The 19,611-nt window shown below is 35.4% G+C and carries 17 protein-coding genes; 16 read left to right on the forward strand and 1 reads right to left on the reverse strand.

The features are described 5' to 3' along the window. Positions 1–103 precede the first annotated feature (103 nt). From rlmD to glf, 9 genes are all read left to right on the forward strand, one after another. Positions 104–1,501: a 23S rRNA (uracil(1939)-C(5))-methyltransferase RlmD gene (gene rlmD / locus NiCM35_RS17900; RefSeq protein WP_433780356.1), complete on the forward strand. Its 1,398-nt coding sequence runs from the start codon at positions 104–106 to the stop codon at positions 1,499–1,501. A gap of 154 nt (positions 1,502–1,655) precedes the next feature. Further along, positions 1,656–1,871 carry a P-loop NTPase fold protein gene (locus NiCM35_RS17905; RefSeq protein WP_123258901.1) on the forward strand — a complete coding sequence of 72 codons (216 nt, stop codon included), beginning with the start codon at positions 1,656–1,658 and terminating at the stop codon, positions 1,869–1,871. Positions 1,872–3,211: 1,340 nt separating this feature from the next. Beyond that, complete coding sequence (locus NiCM35_RS17910; RefSeq protein ID WP_249879229.1) at positions 3,212–3,940, forward strand: LytR/AlgR family response regulator transcription factor; 729 nt, start codon at positions 3,212–3,214, stop codon at positions 3,938–3,940. Beyond that, positions 3,937–5,244 (forward strand): ATP-binding protein, encoded by a 1,308-nt coding sequence (locus tag NiCM35_RS17915; RefSeq protein ID WP_123259988.1) that lies wholly within the window; start codon positions 3,937–3,939, stop codon positions 5,242–5,244. Before NiCM35_RS17910 ends, NiCM35_RS17915 begins: the two co-directional genes overlap by 4 nt. A gap of 193 nt (positions 5,245–5,437) precedes the next feature. Beyond that, positions 5,438–8,332, forward strand: coding sequence for a glycoside hydrolase family 3 protein (locus tag NiCM35_RS17920; RefSeq protein WP_123258904.1), 2,895 nt, complete (start codon positions 5,438–5,440; stop codon positions 8,330–8,332). A 102-nt stretch (positions 8,333–8,434) separates the two neighbouring features. After that, on the forward strand, positions 8,435–10,882 hold the full coding sequence (locus tag NiCM35_RS17925; RefSeq protein WP_123259986.1) for a beta-glucosidase family protein: 2,448 nt from the start codon (positions 8,435–8,437) through the stop codon (positions 10,880–10,882). 5 nt (positions 10,883–10,887) lie between these two features. Beyond that, a complete protein-coding gene (locus NiCM35_RS17930) occupies positions 10,888–11,508 on the forward strand; it encodes a hypothetical protein (protein WP_123258906.1) in 621 nt (206 codons plus the stop codon). Positions 11,509–11,521: 13 nt separating this feature from the next. Further along, a complete protein-coding gene (locus NiCM35_RS17935) occupies positions 11,522–12,538 on the forward strand; it encodes a glycosyltransferase family 2 protein (protein ID WP_123258907.1) in 1,017 nt (338 codons plus the stop codon). Between the two features lie 124 nt (positions 12,539–12,662). Next, positions 12,663–13,766, forward strand: coding sequence for a UDP-galactopyranose mutase (gene glf, locus NiCM35_RS17940; protein ID WP_123259202.1), 1,104 nt, complete (start codon positions 12,663–12,665; stop codon positions 13,764–13,766). Between the two features lie 179 nt (positions 13,767–13,945). Here the strand turns inward: glf and NiCM35_RS17945 are convergent, their stop codons facing one another. Beyond that, complete coding sequence (locus NiCM35_RS17945) at positions 13,946–15,040, reverse strand: GerAB/ArcD/ProY family transporter (protein ID WP_095330783.1); 1,095 nt, start codon at positions 15,038–15,040, stop codon at positions 13,946–13,948. A 698-nt stretch (positions 15,041–15,738) separates the two neighbouring features. On the opposite strand from NiCM35_RS17945, the gene NiCM35_RS17950 reads away from it, so the two are divergent. The 7 genes from NiCM35_RS17950 (at position 15,739) to NiCM35_RS17980 (ending at position 19,576) form a co-directional block, all read left to right on the forward strand. Then, on the forward strand, positions 15,739–16,107 hold the full coding sequence (locus NiCM35_RS17950; protein ID WP_433780361.1) for a YwqH-like family protein: 369 nt from the start codon (positions 15,739–15,741) through the stop codon (positions 16,105–16,107). 86 nt (positions 16,108–16,193) lie between these two features. After that, on the forward strand, positions 16,194–16,478 hold the full coding sequence (locus tag NiCM35_RS17955; RefSeq protein WP_095330787.1) for a DUF5344 family protein: 285 nt from the start codon (positions 16,194–16,196) through the stop codon (positions 16,476–16,478). Continuing rightward, positions 16,475–17,905, forward strand: a complete 1,431-nt coding sequence (locus NiCM35_RS17960; RefSeq protein WP_095330789.1) for an LXG domain-containing protein — start codon at positions 16,475–16,477, stop codon at positions 17,903–17,905. Before NiCM35_RS17955 ends, NiCM35_RS17960 begins: the two co-directional genes overlap by 4 nt. Positions 17,906–17,935: 30 nt before the next feature. Further along, positions 17,936–18,244, forward strand: coding sequence for a DUF4176 domain-containing protein (locus NiCM35_RS17965; RefSeq protein ID WP_095330791.1), 309 nt, complete (start codon positions 17,936–17,938; stop codon positions 18,242–18,244). Further along, positions 18,244–18,585 (forward strand): hypothetical protein, encoded by a 342-nt coding sequence (locus NiCM35_RS17970; RefSeq protein ID WP_095330792.1) that lies wholly within the window; start codon positions 18,244–18,246, stop codon positions 18,583–18,585. Before NiCM35_RS17965 ends, NiCM35_RS17970 begins: the two co-directional genes overlap by 1 nt. Before the next feature lie 22 nt (positions 18,586–18,607). Beyond that, entirely contained in the window at positions 18,608–19,153 is a 546-nt protein-coding gene (locus NiCM35_RS17975; protein ID WP_095330794.1) for a hypothetical protein, read from the forward strand. A 129-nt stretch (positions 19,154–19,282) separates the two neighbouring features. Continuing rightward, the gene (locus tag NiCM35_RS17980; RefSeq protein WP_095330795.1) at positions 19,283–19,576 is read left to right on the forward strand and encodes a WXG100 family type VII secretion target; all 294 of its coding nucleotides are present in this window, start codon (positions 19,283–19,285) and stop codon (positions 19,574–19,576) included. Positions 19,577–19,611: the final 35 nt, after the last annotated feature.

A 19,611-nucleotide genomic window follows, 5' to 3' on the forward strand; every position in this document is an offset into this window, starting at 1 on the left:
GAGAAACTGGATATTTCCCCAAAGAAGCTTTAGTATAGGAAGAAGACATAATGAGGAAAGCTAGTAGTACCCTTTTAATAGAAGATAATAGGAGTAATTATAGATGAAAGATAAACAACAAAATACGATGGCGAAGCTGAAAGTAGGACAAACCTTCCCATTGACAATAAAACGTTTAGGGATCAACGGAGAAGGAGTCGGCTATTTTAAAAGGCAGGTTGTATTTGTGCCAGGTGCTCTTCCCGGAGAAGAAGTGGTAGTAGAAGCAACAAAGGTTCAGCCCAAGTTTTCAGAAGGAAAGGTAAAGAAGATAAGAAAGGCCTCGCCTTTTCGCGTACAAGCACCATGTCCTTTTTATGAACAATGTGGAGGATGTCAGCTTCAGCATTTAGCCTATGATCAGCAATTGCAGGAAAAAAGAGATATTGTCATTCAATCATTAGAAAGACATACAAAGCTAAAAATTGATAAATTGGATATTCGCCCAACAATCGGCATGGAAGATCCATGGAATTATCGTAATAAAAGTCAATTCCAAGTGGGACAGCAAAAAAATGGTGCTGTGATTGCAGGGCTATATGGACTAGATTCCCATCGCTTAATCCCCATTCAGAATTGTATGGTACAGCATCCGTTAACGAATAAAGTATCAGAAGAAGTCCGCAAAATCTTAGAAGAATTCCAAGTGCCAATCTATGATGAACGGAAACAAAAAGGGATCGTCCGCACGATTGTAACACGCGCTGGCTTTGAATCTGGAGAAGTACAAGTGGTATTGATCACAACACAAAAAGAAATGCCAAGAAAAAAATTAGTAATGGCTGAAATTCAAAAAAGATTACCAGAAGTAAAATCTTTAGTGCAAAACATCAATGGCAACAAAACGTCTCTTATTTTTGGCGAAAAAACCATCCATTTAAGTGGGGAAGAGGTCATTCAAGAAACACTAGGTGATTTAAACTTCGAATTGTCAGCCCGAGCTTTTTTCCAATTGAACCCTGTTCAAACAGTAAAGCTGTACGATGAAGTAAAAAAAGCAGCAGCATTAACAGGAAAAGAAAAAATAGCGGATGCTTATTGTGGGGTCGGAACTATTGGCTTATGGCTAGCAGACGGCGCAAGTGAAGTCCGCGGCATGGATACAATCGAAGCTGCGATTACAGATGCACAAAAAAACGCAGATAGACACGGTATCGAAAACGCAACCTATGTAACAGGCACAGCAGAACACTGGCTGCCGAAATGGGTAGAAGAAGGCTGGCGCCCAGATGTGGTTGTCGTTGACCCGCCGAGAACAGGCTGTGATCGTAAGCTATTAGACGCAATCAAAAAGGTAAAGCCGAAAAAGTTTGTCTATGTGTCATGTAATCCCTCTACCTTAGCAAAAGATATTGATTATATGTCTAAAGATTATAAGGTGGAGTATTTGCAGCCGGTTGATATGTTTCCGCATACTGCGCATGTTGAGTGCGTGGCGCAGATGGTTTTGCGGTGTAACTAACCATTAAACTTCCTACCCATCAATTATACCCAAAGATGAAAAAAGGATGAAGAAACATTAGCAGGAATGATGAAGGCAAAGAATTCCTCAAAGAATAATCAGAAGAGGAAAACGTGGTTCTCCATATTAGATTGTTTAAGAGGAATTTGAGCAAATGATGAATAATTCTAACTTAGAGAATCTTATCATCATTATAGATGACTTAGATAGGTTCAGTTCTGAACGTATAATTGACACACTGGAAGCAATAAAGTTATTTTTAGCTGTAAAAAAGACAACCTTTATAATCGCAATTGATGAAGATGTGGTTAGTTGTGCTATGGATAGGAAATATCCCAAAATAGACGATGCAACCCTTGATATTTCCTAAACTATATTGAAAAAATTGTACAAATGTCTATTAGGAAACATGAATTATCGGATATATTGGGTAAAAAACGATTTATTGCTTTTAGTCTGTGAAATGTTTCTGAGTGAGAGTCATTTAGATAGGCTGTTGTTAGGTTTAAGAGACTGTTGAGAAAACCGATAAAAGGATAGAAAAACTGAAAAATCATGAAGTAAAAGGACGCTTAGTAGCTATATTTGAATTAAAGTTAGTTTCTTTATTAAGGTAGAGGTTGTGATAAAACAATCCTCTGAAATGAAAAAGCCTGTGAAATTTCATCGTAAATTTCACAGGCTTTTATATTTTTAGACTTTGTCTAAAAATATCATAAATAATAGCAAACAATTAAAGGTGCTGTATATAGGTGCTTTTTCTAATGGAGTATAAATGATAGGCTTAAAGGAGATTTTCTTTAATTCACTAATTTCCCACAAAAAATGCAAACGGATGCCACCTTTTTACCATCATCTCTCTATAACAACGGTGAAAGGGTGGTGCATTCGTATGGATTTAAAATCGGGCACAATTGGTAACTTTGAGGACTATTCAAATTTAGTGATATACAGGAATTCAACAGACGTATGGAGATGTGGATGCTTCCATATAAGGATGATTTTTCAAAAGGTGGGCTTGTTGGGGTTAAACTCCTTTGTTATTCAGCAAAAGTTCCAGGGGGTTGCAATGCAAAGATCGGTATGATGCTGAAGTCCATACAATTCAATATGCAGAGTTTAAAGGGATAAATCTTATCATTGGGAGTCATACTTTCACAAAATTCTTTGGAATTCAGAGCCTAGCATTGAAATGGAATGAGAGAATTAAAGAACTTAAAGTAGTAAGACTTAGTAAAGAGCATTATGAAGCGACTATAAATAAGGGGGGGTAAAATCTAATGTTGATAATTGGATTTTATGATTGTAGCGGAAGGTGGAAACTCCAGGTGAATAGCATGAGGTGAAGATCAGCAGAAAAACTTGCTTGTTGAGGAGGCTGAGGCCGTGGTTATAATCACCATCATCTCATAGGTTGCCACATATACTCTAGATGCCTCAAGTTCTGTCGCTACTTGTTAAGAAAGATAATAGTGGATGTAATCAATATTGAATAGTAAACCTTTCCTTCTGGAGGGGGTTTTTTAAATTCTAAAAATACTTTAGATGTCTACTTATTCTATTAATTTAAAATTACTACTTTAAAATTCCTATCTGCCAAGTCTAGTCAACCTCTTTCTATTTCTTTAATGTTATGTTAAAAGTTTAATTATATACAAAGTTTTAAGAGAGATAATAATCTCTAATTTTTTTAGAGGGTAATGGAATAAATTGAAAGGAATTAAGGAAATGATACGTATTGCAATCGTCGAGGATGATGTTAAATATAAGGAGCAATTAATAGAGTATATTAGAAGGTTCGAACAAGAGAAAGGTGAAAATATAGAAATGGAGACTTTTTCTGATGGAGATGAAATTGTTGAAAACTATCATGCTCAATTTGACATTATTTTAATGGATATTCAAATGCGTTTTATGGACGGGATGGCTGCCGCAGAAGAAATTAGAAAAATGGATTCAGAGGTTGTTATTATCTTTATTACCAATATGGCACAGTATGCGATTAAAGGATATTCAGTGGATGCATTGGATTATGTGTTGAAACCGATTTCTTATTTTGCGTTCTCGGAACGGCTGAATCGGGCGATTGAAAGAATGAAGAAAAGAGAGTCGCGCTTTATTACGATAGCGGTCAAAGGTGGGGTTATGCGTCTAAAGGTTTCAGATATATATTATGTGGAGAGTTTCGGGCATAAGCTTAATTTTTCCATGAATAAAGAAGAAATTATGACAACCGGTACAATGAAAGAGTTGGAAAAACAATTATCTGAATTCCACTTCTTTCGTGCACATAAGGGCTACTTAATCAATTTAGAGCATGTGGATGGAATGAATGATAACTGTGCAATCGTGAAAGGGAAAGAACTATTAGTAAGCCGAAATAAACGAAAAGCATTCATGGAAGCTTTATCCCATTATTGGGGTGAGGTGATAAAGTGAATGATGTTCTTCCGGATATCCCGAGAATACTTACAGCATTAGCGGAGTGGCTTGCGTGTCTTGTATATATATCGATATTGGCAAAGAAACTATATGGCTGGAGATTGGTGGCATTTTCAAGTGGTGCTCTCATCATTCAGTCTGTTTTTCTAGTAATCACCAAAGACTTGCCGATTGTCTTTTGGGTACCATGTATGGTTGTCGCCATGGGAATGATGTTTCTTCTGATTTATATGTGTTGTGATATTAGTATGATTGAAGCAGGATATTTTAGTGTAAGAGCGTTTGTTGCCGCAGAATTTGTAGCATCTCTGGAATGGCAGGTTCGGTTCTTTTTCTGGAATGCTGAAAGCAGTGATATATTTTTAGAGCTTCTTTTACTATTGTTTGTATATGCTTTTCTTTTTCTTTCATTATGGTTGTTAGAAAAAAGGCATATTCCTACAGAAGGTAGATTGAATATTAGGAAGCGTGAATTTTGGTCAACAATAATGACGGGTATAGCCGTGTTTGCAATAAGCAATTTGAGCTTTGTGACCTCTAGGACTCCCTTTAGTGGACAATATGCCAAAGAGATTCTTAATATTCGAACCTTGGTTGACTTGGGTGGACTGTCTATCTTATATGCATACCATATTCAAATAAACGACTTAAGAACAAGGCATGAGTTAAAAGCGGTACAGGATATCTTACAGAATCAATATGCTCAGTATCAGCTATCAAAAGAAAGCATCGAAATGATTAATTTTAAATATCACGATTTAAAAAATCAACTTATAGCACTTAGAGCTGAAGAAAACGTAGATAAGAGAAATGAATTTCTAGAGAAGATGGAGAATGATATTAAATTTTACGAAGCACAAAACAAAACGGGTAACCATGTCTTGGATACAGTACTTACTAGCAAAAATCTCCATTGCATTAAGAATGGAATTACTCTAACCTGCGTTGCTGATGGCACCTTGCTGAACGATATGGATGTCGTTGATATCACCACCATTTTTGGGAATGCGCTAGATAATGCAATAGAACATGTACAACAAATCAAAGAAGCTGAAAAAAGATTAATTCATGTTTCTGTCTTTACTCAAAAGAAGTTCCTTATGATTCGTATTGAAAATTATTTTGAAGGAGATCTAAAACTAGAAGCTGGACTACCAGTAACGACTAAGAAGGATTCATTTAATCATGGCTATGGTCTGAAAAGCATTCGATACACTGTTCAAAAGTATGATGGTGTGGTTAGTGTGGATCAAAAGGGTAAGTGGTTTGAACTAAAGATATTTATGCCAATATTAAACTAGTTGAATAATAACTAATGTAATGCAAGGACTTGGGTTTTGAGTATATGTAAAATCTAAGTCTATTTTTTATTTACAGAATTCACATAATAGATTTACAGTTCATGCAAAAATAACAACAGTTTATGCAGATGAAATTTATCAGAAAAATAATATGGTAATATTTTGTTGTAAATATAGTTAGGGGGGAAACCAAATGGCGAAAAAGAAAATGAGCAAGAAAAAATTTCGGATTGTTTGGAGTTCAATTCTGTCTTTCTTAATCATTATTATTGTTGCTGCAAACGTTGCATTAGCTCAATTCTCGGATGTTATCTCAGCGTACTTTTCTACAATAGATTTAGAAAGTGCAGAAGCAGTTAAAGCCCGTGAAAATTCAGAGATAGTAGTTGAGCAGATTGCAGACGAAGGTATTGTTCTATTGCAAAATAATGAAAACGCTTTACCATTGTCTGAGGGCGAAAAAGTAAACGTTTTCGGATGGAGTTTTACTAATCCAATATACGGTGGTACTGGATCAGGCGCATCAGATGCGTCGAAAGCAGTTACACCAAAGGATGGTCTTGAAGGGGCCGGTTTTAAAGTCAATGAGGAATTATATAAAGCTTATGTTGATACAGGTATAGAGAGACCACTTGTAGGTATGGATGGCCAAGACTGGACGATTCCAGAACCAAAACCATCTGATTTCTATACAGATGAATTAATGCAACAAGCGAAAGGCTTTTCAGATGTCGCAATTATTTTCCTTGCACGTTCAGGTGGAGAGGGAGCGGACCTACCACGTAGTATGGATGGTCCAGACACATTTGATCCTGAGGGTGGTGCATTTGGTGCAACTGGTCAGAAATTTGGTAATGAAGATGATCTAGATACAAGCAAACATTACCTTGAACTGAGCAATAGAGAACAGGGTATGATTGATGCTGTTACAGAAAATTTTGATAACGTGATCCTAGTAGTAAACAGTGCGAATACATTTGAACTTGGTTGGGTTGAAAATTATAGTCAGATAAAAAGTATCTTGAATGTGGCAGGACCAGGACAAAACGGATTTAATGCATTGGGAAGGGTTCTTTCTGGTGAAGTTAACCCATCTGGTCGAACAGTGGATCTATATACGAAAGATCTTCTCGATGCACCTGCTATGGCAAATTTCGGTGATTTTGATTATGTATTCGAAAATAATGATGGTTCATATTCGCAAGCTGTGGACTCAAGTAATGTTCTATTAAAATATGTTGATTATTCAGAAGGTATATATGTTGGATACCGTTTTTATGAAACTGCTGCAGATTTAGGTTTTATTAATTATGATGAAAAAGTCCAATATCCATTTGGTTATGGATTAAGCTATTCAAACTTTGAACAAGAAGTTGTTCAAGATAGTTTAAATTGGACTGATACAGAAGTAACAGTGGATGTTAATGTAACAAACACTGGTTCAGTAGAAGGTAAAGAGGTTGTGCAATTATACTTCTCAGCCCCTTACACTGGAAGGATTGAAAAGTCGTCAATCGATTTAATTGCATTTGAAAAAACAGATGTGATTAAACCAGGAGAATCTGAAACTGTAACACTTACTTTTAAGGTAGAGGATATGGCTTCTTACGATGCTAACAAAGAGTATAGTAAAACCGGTTCATACGTTCTTGAGGCAGGCGAATATAAGCTCATGCTTATGAGTAACTCTCATGACAAAATAGCTGATGTTGGTTCTAAGGAACTTGCTGAAGTGGTGTATGATTCAGGACGTTCAACTGATAAGCAAGTAGCTGTTAATCAGTTTGATGACGAAGTAACAGGTGAAGGAAGTATTACCAATTATCTTACTAGAGCAGATAATTTTGCTGGTCTTGCAAAAATGGATAAGAATAAGGAATTTACTGTTACAACACCTGAGGGTGAAAAGAAAACAGTACAAGGAAAGATAGTAGATAAGGAATTTGTCAAATTGATAAATAGTATTCGATACGATGTCCCTAGTGATACTCATGATGCAGCGCCGACAACGGGAGCTGACAATGGCAAAACGTTAAAAGATTTTGTTGGTGTCGATTTTAATGATAAGTCCTGGAACGAATTACTCGATCAGTTTACTGTTGATGAACTAGTTAAACTTGCTACACTAGGCGGTTATAGAACGCTTGAAATAGAGAGTGTTGGTAAACCTGCAACCTTAGATTACGATGGGCCAGCTGCAATAAACAATATGAATATGGCAGCTAACGGACAATCTGGTACGGCCTTTCCTGCAGAAATTATGATTGCATCTACTTGGAACCTTGAACTTGCAAAAGCAATGGGTGAACATATTGGAGCTGAGGCAAAGGCGTACGGTGTTACTGGTTGGTATGCACCAGGAATAAACGTACACCGTACAGCATTCGCTGGAAGAAATTTTGAATATTATTCAGAAGATGGACTTCTTTCGGGTAAAATGGCTGCAGCTGTAACAAAAGGGTACCAAAGCGAAGGTGGATATGTATACATTAAACACTTTGCATTAAATGATCAAGAAACAAACCGTACTCTTGGTGTTTTAACATGGAGTAATGAACAAGCCATTCGGGAAATTTATTTAAAGCCTTTTGAAATCGCTGTCAAAGAGGGCGGTGCAAAGGCGGTAATGTCTTCGTTTAACAGTGTTGGTAATAAGTGGGCTGGTGCAGATGATGGTCTTCTTAAAGAAGTTCTTCGTAAAGAATGGGGTTTCAATGGCCATGTTATTACAGACTTCTATATGAATGGTAGTGGGCTTAACACATATCCATACATGAATGTTGAGCTTGCTGTACGTAATGGGAACGACTTAATGCTAACTGGTGCTGCGCCAATGGGTGTACCAGAAGTTAATACAAGTAGTAATGATACATTATGGGCATTAAGAGACGCTGCTCACAATATTTTATACACCACAGCTAACAGTAGTGCTATTGAAGGAAATTTAAGTGCGGAAACACCGAAATGGGTTGTTATCACTATTATTGTTGATATTCTTCTTGTTTTAGGAATTGCGACTGCATTCTTCTTTGTCTTCCGTAATAGCAAGAAAAGAGACGAAGAACTAGAAAATACACGTTCTGCATAAATGACAGAATCACTGAGACTAGACTAGCTATAACAATACTAAAAATATGTGATTAGGCCGTATAGATTCGGGTACCGCCTAATCACAAAAGAGGAATTGATCATGAAATATAAAGACTTGATTAAAAAAATGACCTTAGAAGAAAAAGCCTCTTTAATGTCAGGGAAAGATTTCTGGCAATCGATGGATATAGAGCGACTAAACATCCCAAATATGTTTCTTGCCGATGGACCTCATGGGATAAGAAAGCAGGCTGAAGCAGCAGACCACCTTGGACTTAATGAAAGTATTCCAGCGACATGCTTTCCAACAGCAGCGACAGTTGCAAACAGTTGGAATGAAGAATTAATAGAAAAAATTGGAGACAATCTTGGCCAAGAGGCAGTTGCACAAAAAGTAAATGTCCTACTTGGACCTGGTATCAATATGAAAAGAAATCCATTGGCTGGAAGAAACTTTGAGTATTTCAGTGAAGATCCGTATCTTGCGGGGAAAATGGCGGCAAGTATGATTAGAGGAATTCAAACACATGGCATCTCAGCTTGTGTAAAACATTTTGCTGCTAATAATCAGGAAGAAAGACGGATGTCGATTGATACGATTGTCGATGAAAGAACATTACGGGAAATTTATCTAACTGCATTTGAGATTGCCATTAAAGAGGGTAAAACAAAGACAGTTATGTCTGCTTATAATATGCTGAACGGCGCCTATACCAATGAAAACCTACACCTTATGCGCGACATTTTAAGAGATGAATGGAACTATGAGGGTGTTGTTGTTACCGATTGGGGTGGAAGCAATGACCGCGTAGCGGGATTAATTGCAGGAAATGAATTAGAAATGCCTACAACAGCCGGTGAAACAAATCAAGAAATTATTCAAGCTATTAAAGATGGAACAATGAGTGAAGAAGTTTTAGATGAATGTGTAAATCGATTATTAGATTTAATTTTTACTTCTAACGAAGCCTTTAGTAAACCTCAAAAAGAGTTTAGTGTTGACGAACATCATATGGTTGCTCAACAAGTAGCAGAAGAATCAATCGTTCTTCTTAAAAACGAGGAAAATATATTACCTTTATCGAAGGATAAAAAGGTTGCAGTAATCGGAGACTTTGCAAAAAATGCACGATATCAAGGCGCAGGTTCATCAATCGTGAATCCAACTATTTTGGATCAAACATTAGATTATCTTGAGGAAGCAGGAATTACTAGTATCGGTTTTGAACCTGGTTTTAACCGATACGGTAGGAAGAGTCAGAAAAAAATAGATAATGCATGTGAACTTGCAAAAAATGCAGATGTTGTTCTTTTATATATTGGTCTAGATGAGGTTACAGAAGCGGAAGGTCTAGATAGACAAAGCATGGAGATACCGGAAAACCAGATTAACCTGTTAAATTCTTTGTACAAAGTAAATCCCAATATTGTCGCTGTTTTATCATGTGGAGCTGTTGTAGAAATGCCTTGGATTAATAAGGTAAAAGGCTTGGTACATGGATATCTAGCGGGACAGGCAGGAGCGAGAGCGATTCTTAGAGTTCTGTCTGGCGAAGTAAATCCATCAGGAAAACTAGCAGAAACTTATCCACTAAAATACGAGGATACACCATCCTATTATCACTTCCCCGGTAAGGAAGTAAGTGTAGAATACCGAGAAAGTATTTTTATTGGATACCGTTATTATGATATAGCAAATGTAAATGTGCTTTTTCCGTTCGGTTATGGGCTAAGCTATACAACATTTGAGTATTCTGATCTCAAGGTTAATAAGGATGGAGTTAACTTTAATTTAACAAATACCGGGAATCGTGCTGGAATGGAAGTTGTCCAGCTATACGTTGGATGCAAATCAGGTGCTATTTTTAGAGCAAACAAAGAATTAAAGGGATTCAAGAAAATCTTCTTACACCCAGGTGAAACAAAATCAGTGGCTATTCCTTTTGATGATAAAACCTTCCGTTATTTCAATGTGAAAACAAATAAATGGGAAATTGAAGAAGCGAATTATGAGATCATGATTGGTGCCTCAAGTGAAGATATTAGATTGGTAGATATTCAATTCATTAAAGGTACTGGAGCACCACTTCCTTATGATAGAATGAAACTACCCTCCTATTACACTGGAAAAGTAAATAGTGTGAGTGTAGGGGAATTTGAAAACCTACTTGGTCACAAAGTCCCGTTGTCGCAATGGAATCGATCCAAGCCACTTGGTTACAATGATACAATTGCACAATGTCAGTATGCAAAGGGTAGATTTGCTCGATTTGCGTTTCATGTTATTACATTTGCTCATTGGTTTTTACGGAAAATTGGAAAGCGAAGTACTGCGAATTTAATTATGATGTCTATCTACCATATGCCGTTTAGAGGAGTGGCCAGAATGACTGGCGGAATTATAAATATGCCTATGTTAGATGGAATCCTAATGATTGTTAATGGTCAATTCTTTAAAGGGCTTAGACATGTGTTAAAGGAACGTAGTAGGATGCTTAAGGCTGATAAAACAGAAAAAACCATAGCAGGAACAGCAAAGGAGTTGTAAAATATATGAGCAACTTAAATACAGAGAAGCCTAAAAAACTCTCAGGACCTATAGGTTTTTGGAAAAATTATAAGAAAAAGCATCCTAATATTGCACAATTCCTTGTGTTTTTTATGTTGAGTAATGGGATCACTGTATTACAACTTGTTTTTATGCCTGTTTTTAAAAGCATATTTGCAAAAACAGATTTAGTATCTACAAGTTTTCAGGTTTTACAGTTTGGTCATAATTTTGATGGTACACCTTATTATGTATTTGACTATGCAGCAGGCTCACTTGCATCAGGAGGTGGAGGTGGGCTTGCCTATTTCCTTGCAGTTCAAATTACGATAGCAATCGCACAGATTCTTAACTTTTTTGCACAAAGAAGTATTACATTTAAATCAAACAGCAATATTTGGACCGCTGCTTTTTGGTATCTAGTAGCATATATTGTGATTACCATAGGAGCGGCAGCTGCACAAGGTTTCTATAAAGCTCCAATATATAATTTATTGATGAATACATGGGAAATGGGGGCTGTTGGTGAAACAACGGCTGACGTGATTACCATGATTATTAATAGTGCAATTTCATTCTGGGTGTTCTTTCCAATTTTTAAAATCATTTTTAAACAAGAAAAGTAAAGGTAGTGTTCGTATGAAAGTATTATCAGTGGTCATTCCTTGCTATAATTCAGAAGAATATATGAGATATTGCATCGAATCCCTTTTACCTGGTGGCGAAAGTGTCGAGCTGCTGATAGTAAATGATGGTTCCATTGATCAAACAGCAGTCCTTGCAGATGAGTATGCTGCAATGTACCCGACTATTATAAAAGCTATTCACCAGGAAAACGGGGGACATGGAGAAGCTGTAAATGCAGGAATTCGCCATGCGTCAGGTCTCTATTTAAAGGTAGTTGACAGCGATGACTGGGTTGACACGAAAGCTTATCTCAAAATCTTACAAAAGCTTAATGAATTTGTTGCTGGCAACAAATTAGTGGATATGGTCATTAGTAATTTTGTCTATGAAAAAGAAGGCGCAAAGTATAAAAAGGTAATGAAGTATGAAAATGTTCTCCCAGTAGGCGAAATATTTACATGGGATGATATTCAACCGTTTCGTAAAGGTCAGTACCTTTTAATGCATTCACTCATGTATAGAACCCAATTGCTTAAGGAAAGTGGGCTAGAGCTTCCAAAACATACATTTTATGTTGATAATCTGTTTGTGTATGTTCCACTAGAACATGTAAAGACCATGTACTATATAAATGTTGAATTTTATAGATACTATATTGGTAGAGAAGATCAATCTGTTCATGAAAGCATCATGATTAAAAGAATAGACCAGCAGATAAAAGTTAATAAACTCATGATAGATCTTGTTCAGTTAGACGAAATAGCGAATCCAAATCTTCGTCAATATTTATTACACCATCTCGAAATTGTTACGGTCATCTCTGCCATCCTTTTAATACGATCAGGAACAGCTGAGAATCTTCAAAAGAAAAAGGAATTATGGAGATATATAAAGGAAAAAGACTTGGCATTGTACCGTGAAATACGGTATGGAATGATGGGGCAATTAATGAATCTACCTGGCCGACCAGGGCGAAGTATTTCTGTAGGTGCATATAAGCTCTCACAGAAGCTGGTTGGATTTAATTAATGATTTGAAAATAGCTTTCTATGAGAATATCATAGGCAGCTATTTTTACTTTAAGAGTACATCCGTTTAAATTCAGGAAATAGTAAATAAGAACGTTGTGTAGTTTCAGGAGGTAAGATGTATGATGTTTGATTATTTAGTAGTAGGCTCAGGATTGTTTGGAAGCACGTTTGCATATGAGGCAGCTAAAAAAGGAAAAAGTGTAAAAGTCATTGAGAGGCGTAACCATATTGGAGGAAATATTTATACCGAAAATATAGAAGGCATCAATGTTCATAAATATGGAGCACACATCTTTCATACAAATGATAAGGAAATTTGGAACTATGTGAATCAATTTGCAGAATTCAATCGATATACAAATAGCCCGATTGCTAATTATCGTGGGGAAATTTATAACTTGCCATTTAACATGAATACTTTTAATAGATTGTGGGGAGTAGCTACTCCAGAAGAAGCAAAGAAAAAAATTGAAGAACAACGAAAAAACGCAAATATTGGGAATCCAACAAACCTCGAAGAGCAAGCCATTTCGCTTGTAGGTACGGATATTTATGAGATACTAATTAAAGGATATACAGAGAAACAATGGGGACGTAAGGCTACTGAACTGCCATCATTTATTATTAAACGTTTACCAGTACGATTTACATACGATAACAATTACTTTAATGATCGATACCAGGGAATTCCAATTGGTGGATATACCCAGATAATTGAAAAGATGCTGTCTAGTAAATTGATTGATGTAGAGGTTAATCAGGACTTTTTTACAAATAAAGATGAATACGTAAAGAGTTATTCTAAAATTATCTATACAGGAATGATTGATCAATTTTTCGATTATCAATACGGTAAGTTAGAATATCGAAGCCTACATTTTGAGTCTTCAATATTGAATCAGGAAAATTATCAAGGAAACGCAGTGGTCAATTATACCGATGCTGAAACTCCATTTACCCGGATCATTGAGCATAAACATTTTGAATTTGGAAACCAACCCAATACTGTGATTACAAAGGAGTATCCAAAAGGCTGGGAAGAAGGGGATGAACCCTACTATCCGGTAAATGATAACAAAAATAATGAAAAGTATAGAAAGTACCAAAGACTAGCTGAGGAACATCCAAATATCATTTTTGGAGGCAGACTCGGGATGTATAAGTATTTTGATATGCACCAAGTTATTGCGTCTGCGTTGGCGGTGGTTAAAAAGGAACTAAGTTAACAAATTGGAGCCTATAACTATTTACGGTAAATATTGCCACATCAATATGTCTGCGATCACCACCCAAGCCACGTAGAATGTGTGGCACAACTAACATTGATATAATAGAATTTCTATGCAAGGTAGGTGCTTTTTTTCACATATCTTGCCAATATAACTATTCAAAAAAGGATACTTGTCTAAGCATCCTTTTTCTTTTTTATTAAGGCTAATACCATAAATAAACTCGGAAGAAGAAAAAATAAAGGTAAGCTTAAAAAATAGGGAACTACCGTTATTGATTCAGTAATATGGTCAGAAAAGTTTATGCTAATCAAAGATGAACAGATGGTTAAAATACACATCATTGGAATGACTAATACGCGATAAGGGAGCTTAAAGATATATTCCAGCCCCTTTAAGGCAGCAAAGGAAAAAATACAAATTTTAATTACTACACCTAATGCAATAATAAATATGGCGAAGGCATCTAGCCTTTGTAAGAAATCACCTATACTAATTAATCTTGTTGCACTTACAAAAGGAAAAGTACTACGAGATGCAACGTATGGACCTAAGGAAGTAGTCACAATGAAGGTTCCTATTGTTAACCAAAATCCTGATGAAAGGACAGAATAAACTAATGTGTGTCTTGCATATTGTTGTTTAGGTAAATGAGAAAATAAAAATGTTAAAGCGAATAATTGACCATATGGCCTTATCAGTTCGTATGGGAAAATGGTATTTAACAATGGTTTAACCCCTGTAGCTAAAATAGGAGTAACTCGCTCTAATTTTATATCGTTATTACCAAATAATAGAATGGTCACAAGGATAATAAAAAGAATAGAGTATGGTGTAAATACTTCTGTAACTCTTCCAAGCACTTCCACCCCTAAATATATGATATATGTAAGGATGATCACAAAGCTTAAGCTGCAAACTTCTATTGGAGTGTTAGGGAGAATAAAGGTTGTAACTAATTCTCCAAAATCACGAATAACCCTAGCGGCTAAATAAAAAAAATAGAGTGTATAGATATATGTAATAAAAATAGAAATGGGACGATTTAATATGTATTCCAGTATTTCGGAAAAATGTTTATTGGGCAATATTTCTTGGAAATGGTAATAAAATAATGCGATGAGAATGCCAATAATGGAAGAGCATAAAACAGCAATCCAGGCATCCTGTTTTGCATTTATCCCAATCCCGATAATAAGAGAACTCCCCAAATTAAATCCAATAACAATGTGGAATAATTGGTTTAAAGAAATTTTTTCTTTTAATACCATTTTCGAAACTCCCTTGAGGAATATAACTTCTGATCTATTTTATCATTGGTTAAAATCCTGAAAGTATTCCTATATATTGAAATATTTTAAGTGTTTTTGCGCTGGCATATGAGCGGATGAGCTCACTATGGCCATCGTTGATTCATGGTATTACAAAGGAATGATGGCTTTGTTGGCAAGTTTAGGATGAAGAGAAATTTTAGAACTATAAAAGAGATAGGGTGCAGAATTGATTTCTCATTCATTGGCAATCTTTAATTTTTATTTAAAATGTATTCAGTACCCAATCCTCACAATTCCAATAAACAGTCGCGATTTCATAATAGAAAGCAGTTTTGTGAGATACTTCCTGTTTTTTGATTAATAGGAAGAGTATCTATTCCAATTGACCTTTTTTTCGCTTTTATGTTTAAAACTAAAAAAACAGGGTATTGCAGAATAAGGAATTTATTTACAGATTGAGCTTTCAGTATGCAATTAGACTATTAGATCCTTACATATACAGAGATTTCAAATTAATTTACTTCTATTTACCTAATATAAATATGGAATAATTAGATATTTTTTCTCATTATTCCATATTTTAGGCGTGTTATAATGAGAAAGATTGGAAAAAGAAGGGGTTTTGAGAAGGCGTCATCACGTAAGGAAAAATACATAGTTATTAAGACGAATAGCACCAGAAAGGGTGATCTTACTTGTCTATATTCTATTATTATGGGTTGTTGCAAGAGAAGGAAGACCAGCTTCGCAGGCTAAAGAATGGGAAATCTGATCTGAAGGCTATCAAGCATGAAATGACAAGTTATAGTGATAATATTGTCAAGCCAGATTTATCAGCTTCAACTTGGCATGGGACATTAGCTGTAGAATTTGAAAATATAAGAACAAAGGGAGCTTTTCAACAATATCAAGATATTGAAATAAAGCAGTTACCTAATAGGATTTCTGAAATCAATGAAAAGATTAACAGTCTGCAAAGTGAAATGAACAGCATAAGACATACGATCCATGAACTCGAAGAAGAAAGAGAAAAGGAAATGAAAAGAAAACAGAAAAAGAAATAGATGGAATTATTATTAAATGAGGGTATTTACTGCAGATAATTTTATTTATTTTTTCTAAATTTTAGTAGTAAAGTTGTGGTGAAAATATGGGAGAAATAAAGTTTGATTATAGTGGGATAGAAAGTGTTTTAAAAAAAATGGATACTAACATAACTGCATTTCAAGCAAATCTGCCAGAAAATAATGCTAAGAATAATAAGTTAGATTTATTAACGGAACTAGAAGAAGTGAATGCATCATTTGTAAAAATAATGAATGAATATAAAACCCTTTTGCTAAAAAATGCAAATACAGTAAGAGATTCTGTAACATTAATGAGGGAGACAGATGAAGCACTGAGAGACGTTATTTCTTCAGAGGTATTAAGATGAAAGTATTAGAGGTTGCAAGTTTAGAAGAGTATTTAGACCAAACGATAAAATCCTTTAAAGAAAAGGTAGAGCAGATTCATTCTTTAGAACAATCTGTGATGGAATTAGTAGGTTTGGATGGTTCCTTTCATGGAAAAGGTGCTGAATCAATCAAATTCTTTTATGAATCAAGCCATAAGCCTTTTCTAGTGAAACTAAAACAAGTTATTCAAGATTATCAAGAAAAAATATCTAAATGCAGAGAGGCAATAAATTCTTTTGAGCCAAATGAAGATGGTTTTATTCGACAGAGTTTTTTACAAGAAGAGCTTTCAGACCGCCTAACGTCCGTACAAAACTATACAAATGATGTTATCGCAGATGGAAATAGTGTAATGGAAAAAATTTCAGATATTATTTCTTTAGCTAGTCTTGATGATTCCATGTTTAATAGCGAGATTAAAAATGCTAAAAATAAAATAGCGGAAACAATTAATCAGCTTGAAACCATAGATCGGCAAAATGCTGATTCCTTTAATGAAATAAAAAGTGACTTAGCAATCATGCAAAGTTATTTATCAGAGCTAAATACAAATGTTAACTTAAATCCTGAACTGATTCGTCATTTCAGTCCATACAACCTTTTAACAAGCACTAGCCATTTTTTATTGGTTTCTAGTATAAAGCCATCTAACAGTAGATTTGACAGTAACCCTCCTTATCGTAACGATTCCCAAAAATCTATCTTTCTATTAGATGCATATGGACAATATCCATATAGATGGCTGGGATTAAATTATACTTCATCATCAGAGAAGCAGGAAGTAGATAAGGAAATTAATGAGGACGGATTTCTAGTCGGAGACAAAGTGACAAAAGGGGATTTTTCAGCAGAAGGCGGACTTGGAAAAATAGAAAATGACTGGTCTGGTTTCGATGACTTCAAAAATGGAAGTGGCCAGCTTGGTGGCGCTAGTTCTTTCAGGGGCATTCATGCTGGCTTAGAATATGATACAACTATTTTGGATAGTAGCTTCAGCCAAGATATTTTATTTGCAGAAGGCCAGGCAAGTGTTGGAGGAAGCAGTATTCTGCCGATTGCTAAAGCAGGTGGGTCTGTTTATACTGCACAAGTAAAATCTCAGATAGATAAAGAGGTCGACTTTGTAGGAAGTACTGGATTAGAAGCCAAAGGGGAAATTCTAAAAGCAAATGCCTTTGCCGGGGTTGATGGTAGTTCCGTTGGCTTTGGAGCAAAAGCTTCCGTAGCGGAAGGAGAAGTCTCGGGAATAGCGCCAATCCCTTTTACAGACTATACGATTAAAGGGACTGTAGGCGCTTCTGCTGTCGGGATAGGTGGAGAGGCAAAAGTAGGGAAAGAAATTGTTCTCGATCTTCGCTTGCTATTAGGAGTAAAGATAGGCATAAGTTTTGAAAAAGAGGAATAAAGAAATCCAGTAATAAAAGGAGAAAGTACTATGTCGCAAGAGGTCAACTCATTAATCATTGATAAAGGAACCGAATTATTGCCGATTGGAACAATTGTATTGCTCGATATATTTTCACAGCCTTTGATGATTTATGGGAGAATGCAGCAACAAGCAGAGAAAAACAAAATTTGGCAATATGTGGCATGTCCTTATCCACAAGGACATATCTCTGATGAAACAAATGTTTTTTTCAATCATGAGCAAATCAAACAAGTCATCTTTAAAGGATTGGAATCAGAGGGAGAAAAATTAATGAGAGAAAAGTTAAATTCCTTTCATCTAAGGGATGAAAAGTGATGAAAAAGATAGTTAGCTTTTTTGGGGAACCATATCATATTATATGGTCTGAATTTCATTATTTAGCTAATTTGAAGAAAGATTCAGGAACAAATGCAAAGGAAAAAGGCAGAATAGCTCAGCTTCAGGTCTTTAATACTCTGCTCCTAGTAATCTATTCGCTATTTTTAGTTATTTTCTTTGTTTATATTATTTTGCTTTTTATCGTAAAGCTTTATGCATTATCAGGAATTATTGTCGGGCTGTTGATGATGACCATTATTAAATTGGTGCAAAAGAAGAAGTATCTAAAACGCCGGAATGCGTTTATAAAAAATGATCCTACATTGATAGAATCATAGAATAGAGAAGAGGTATCGCATCTTGACCAAACTATTATACAGCATAATCACTGTAGTATTGATGCTTGTTGGCTGTAGCAATGATTCATCTACTTCAGAAAAGCAAGAGACAAAAGGAAATGTCAATAAAGAAGAAATTTCTTACAAAGACAAACAAGGGGAAATCGTGGATTTTATTAACAATGACATCCAAAAAATAATAGCATATGAAACAGAAGCGAATCAGCAATTAGCGACCGTTTCTGGCGATAATTATAATTCCGATAAGGAATTATATGAGGTGCTGACAAGTAAGGTCATTCCTACTTATGAAAAAGCTGTTAATGAAGCGAGGGACCTTCAAGTGTCTACTGAAGAGCTAGAGCCAATGAAATCAAAAATCAAAGAAGCGACTAGCACTTACTATGAAGCTTTAATACTAGAGAAAAAGGCACTAGAAAAGAAGGATAAAGGACTTATTGAAGAGTCAAACAAAAAAGGACAAGAATACATTGAACTAATTAATAGCTATCATGAAGAGATGAAAAAGTTGGCAAGTAAATATGAAATTGACTACCAGAAAAATTAATTTCATGCCATTAGTAGATTATAATAGTTAGTTTATAAAATGAATATAATTTAAAAGATTATTTAATTGTGGTAACTGCATAATGTCATTCATTGTGTGTTATATATAAAAAACAAAAGGAGAGATAATATGTCAGGGATCATTCGCGTTACACCAGAAGAATTAGTAGGTATGGCCGATCGCTATTCTAGTGAAGGAAGTCAAGTGGGAGATCAAATTTCTCGCTTAGACAACATGATTCAAGAATTAGAAACTATGTGGGAAGGTCAGTCAAGCAGAGCGTTTAGCGAACAATATCAATCGTTAAGACCATCCTTTGTAGATATGCAGCAGTTGCTTGAAGAAATTTCTTCTCAATTAAAAAGTACAGCAAAAGCATTGGAAGATGCAGACGCTCAAATTGCAAATCAGATTCGAGGATAAGATTGAAAGATTGAATATGGTTTATTAAGAGCGCT

Origin of the sequence: Niallia sp. M35 (genome assembly GCF_050971705.1) — a bacterium.
Classification (GTDB): Bacteria; Bacillota; Bacilli; order Bacillales; family Cytobacillaceae; genus Niallia; species Niallia circulans_A.

Coding starts and splice junctions, on each gene's coding strand:
- rlmD (WP_433780356.1), top strand. CDS start 104: ATGAAAGATAAACAACAAAATACGATGGCGAAGCTGAAAGTAGGACAA.
- NiCM35_RS17905 (WP_123258901.1), top strand. CDS start 1,656: ATGATGAATAATTCTAACTTAGAGAATCTTATCATCATTATAGATGAC.
- NiCM35_RS17920 (WP_123258904.1), top strand. CDS start 5,438: ATGGCGAAAAAGAAAATGAGCAAGAAAAAATTTCGGATTGTTTGGAGT.
- NiCM35_RS17925 (WP_123259986.1), top strand. CDS start 8,435: ATGAAATATAAAGACTTGATTAAAAAAATGACCTTAGAAGAAAAAGCC.
- NiCM35_RS17930 (WP_123258906.1), top strand. CDS start 10,888: ATGAGCAACTTAAATACAGAGAAGCCTAAAAAACTCTCAGGACCTATA.
- NiCM35_RS17935 (WP_123258907.1), top strand. CDS start 11,522: ATGAAAGTATTATCAGTGGTCATTCCTTGCTATAATTCAGAAGAATAT.
- glf (WP_123259202.1), top strand. CDS start 12,663: ATGTTTGATTATTTAGTAGTAGGCTCAGGATTGTTTGGAAGCACGTTT.
- NiCM35_RS17945 (WP_095330783.1), bottom strand. CDS start 15,040: ATGGTATTAAAAGAAAAAATTTCTTTAAACCAATTATTCCACATTGTT.
- NiCM35_RS17955 (WP_095330787.1), top strand. CDS start 16,194: ATGGGAGAAATAAAGTTTGATTATAGTGGGATAGAAAGTGTTTTAAAA.
- NiCM35_RS17960 (WP_095330789.1), top strand. CDS start 16,475: ATGAAAGTATTAGAGGTTGCAAGTTTAGAAGAGTATTTAGACCAAACG.
- NiCM35_RS17965 (WP_095330791.1), top strand. CDS start 17,936: ATGTCGCAAGAGGTCAACTCATTAATCATTGATAAAGGAACCGAATTA.
- NiCM35_RS17970 (WP_095330792.1), top strand. CDS start 18,244: ATGAAAAAGATAGTTAGCTTTTTTGGGGAACCATATCATATTATATGG.
- NiCM35_RS17980 (WP_095330795.1), top strand. CDS start 19,283: ATGTCAGGGATCATTCGCGTTACACCAGAAGAATTAGTAGGTATGGCC.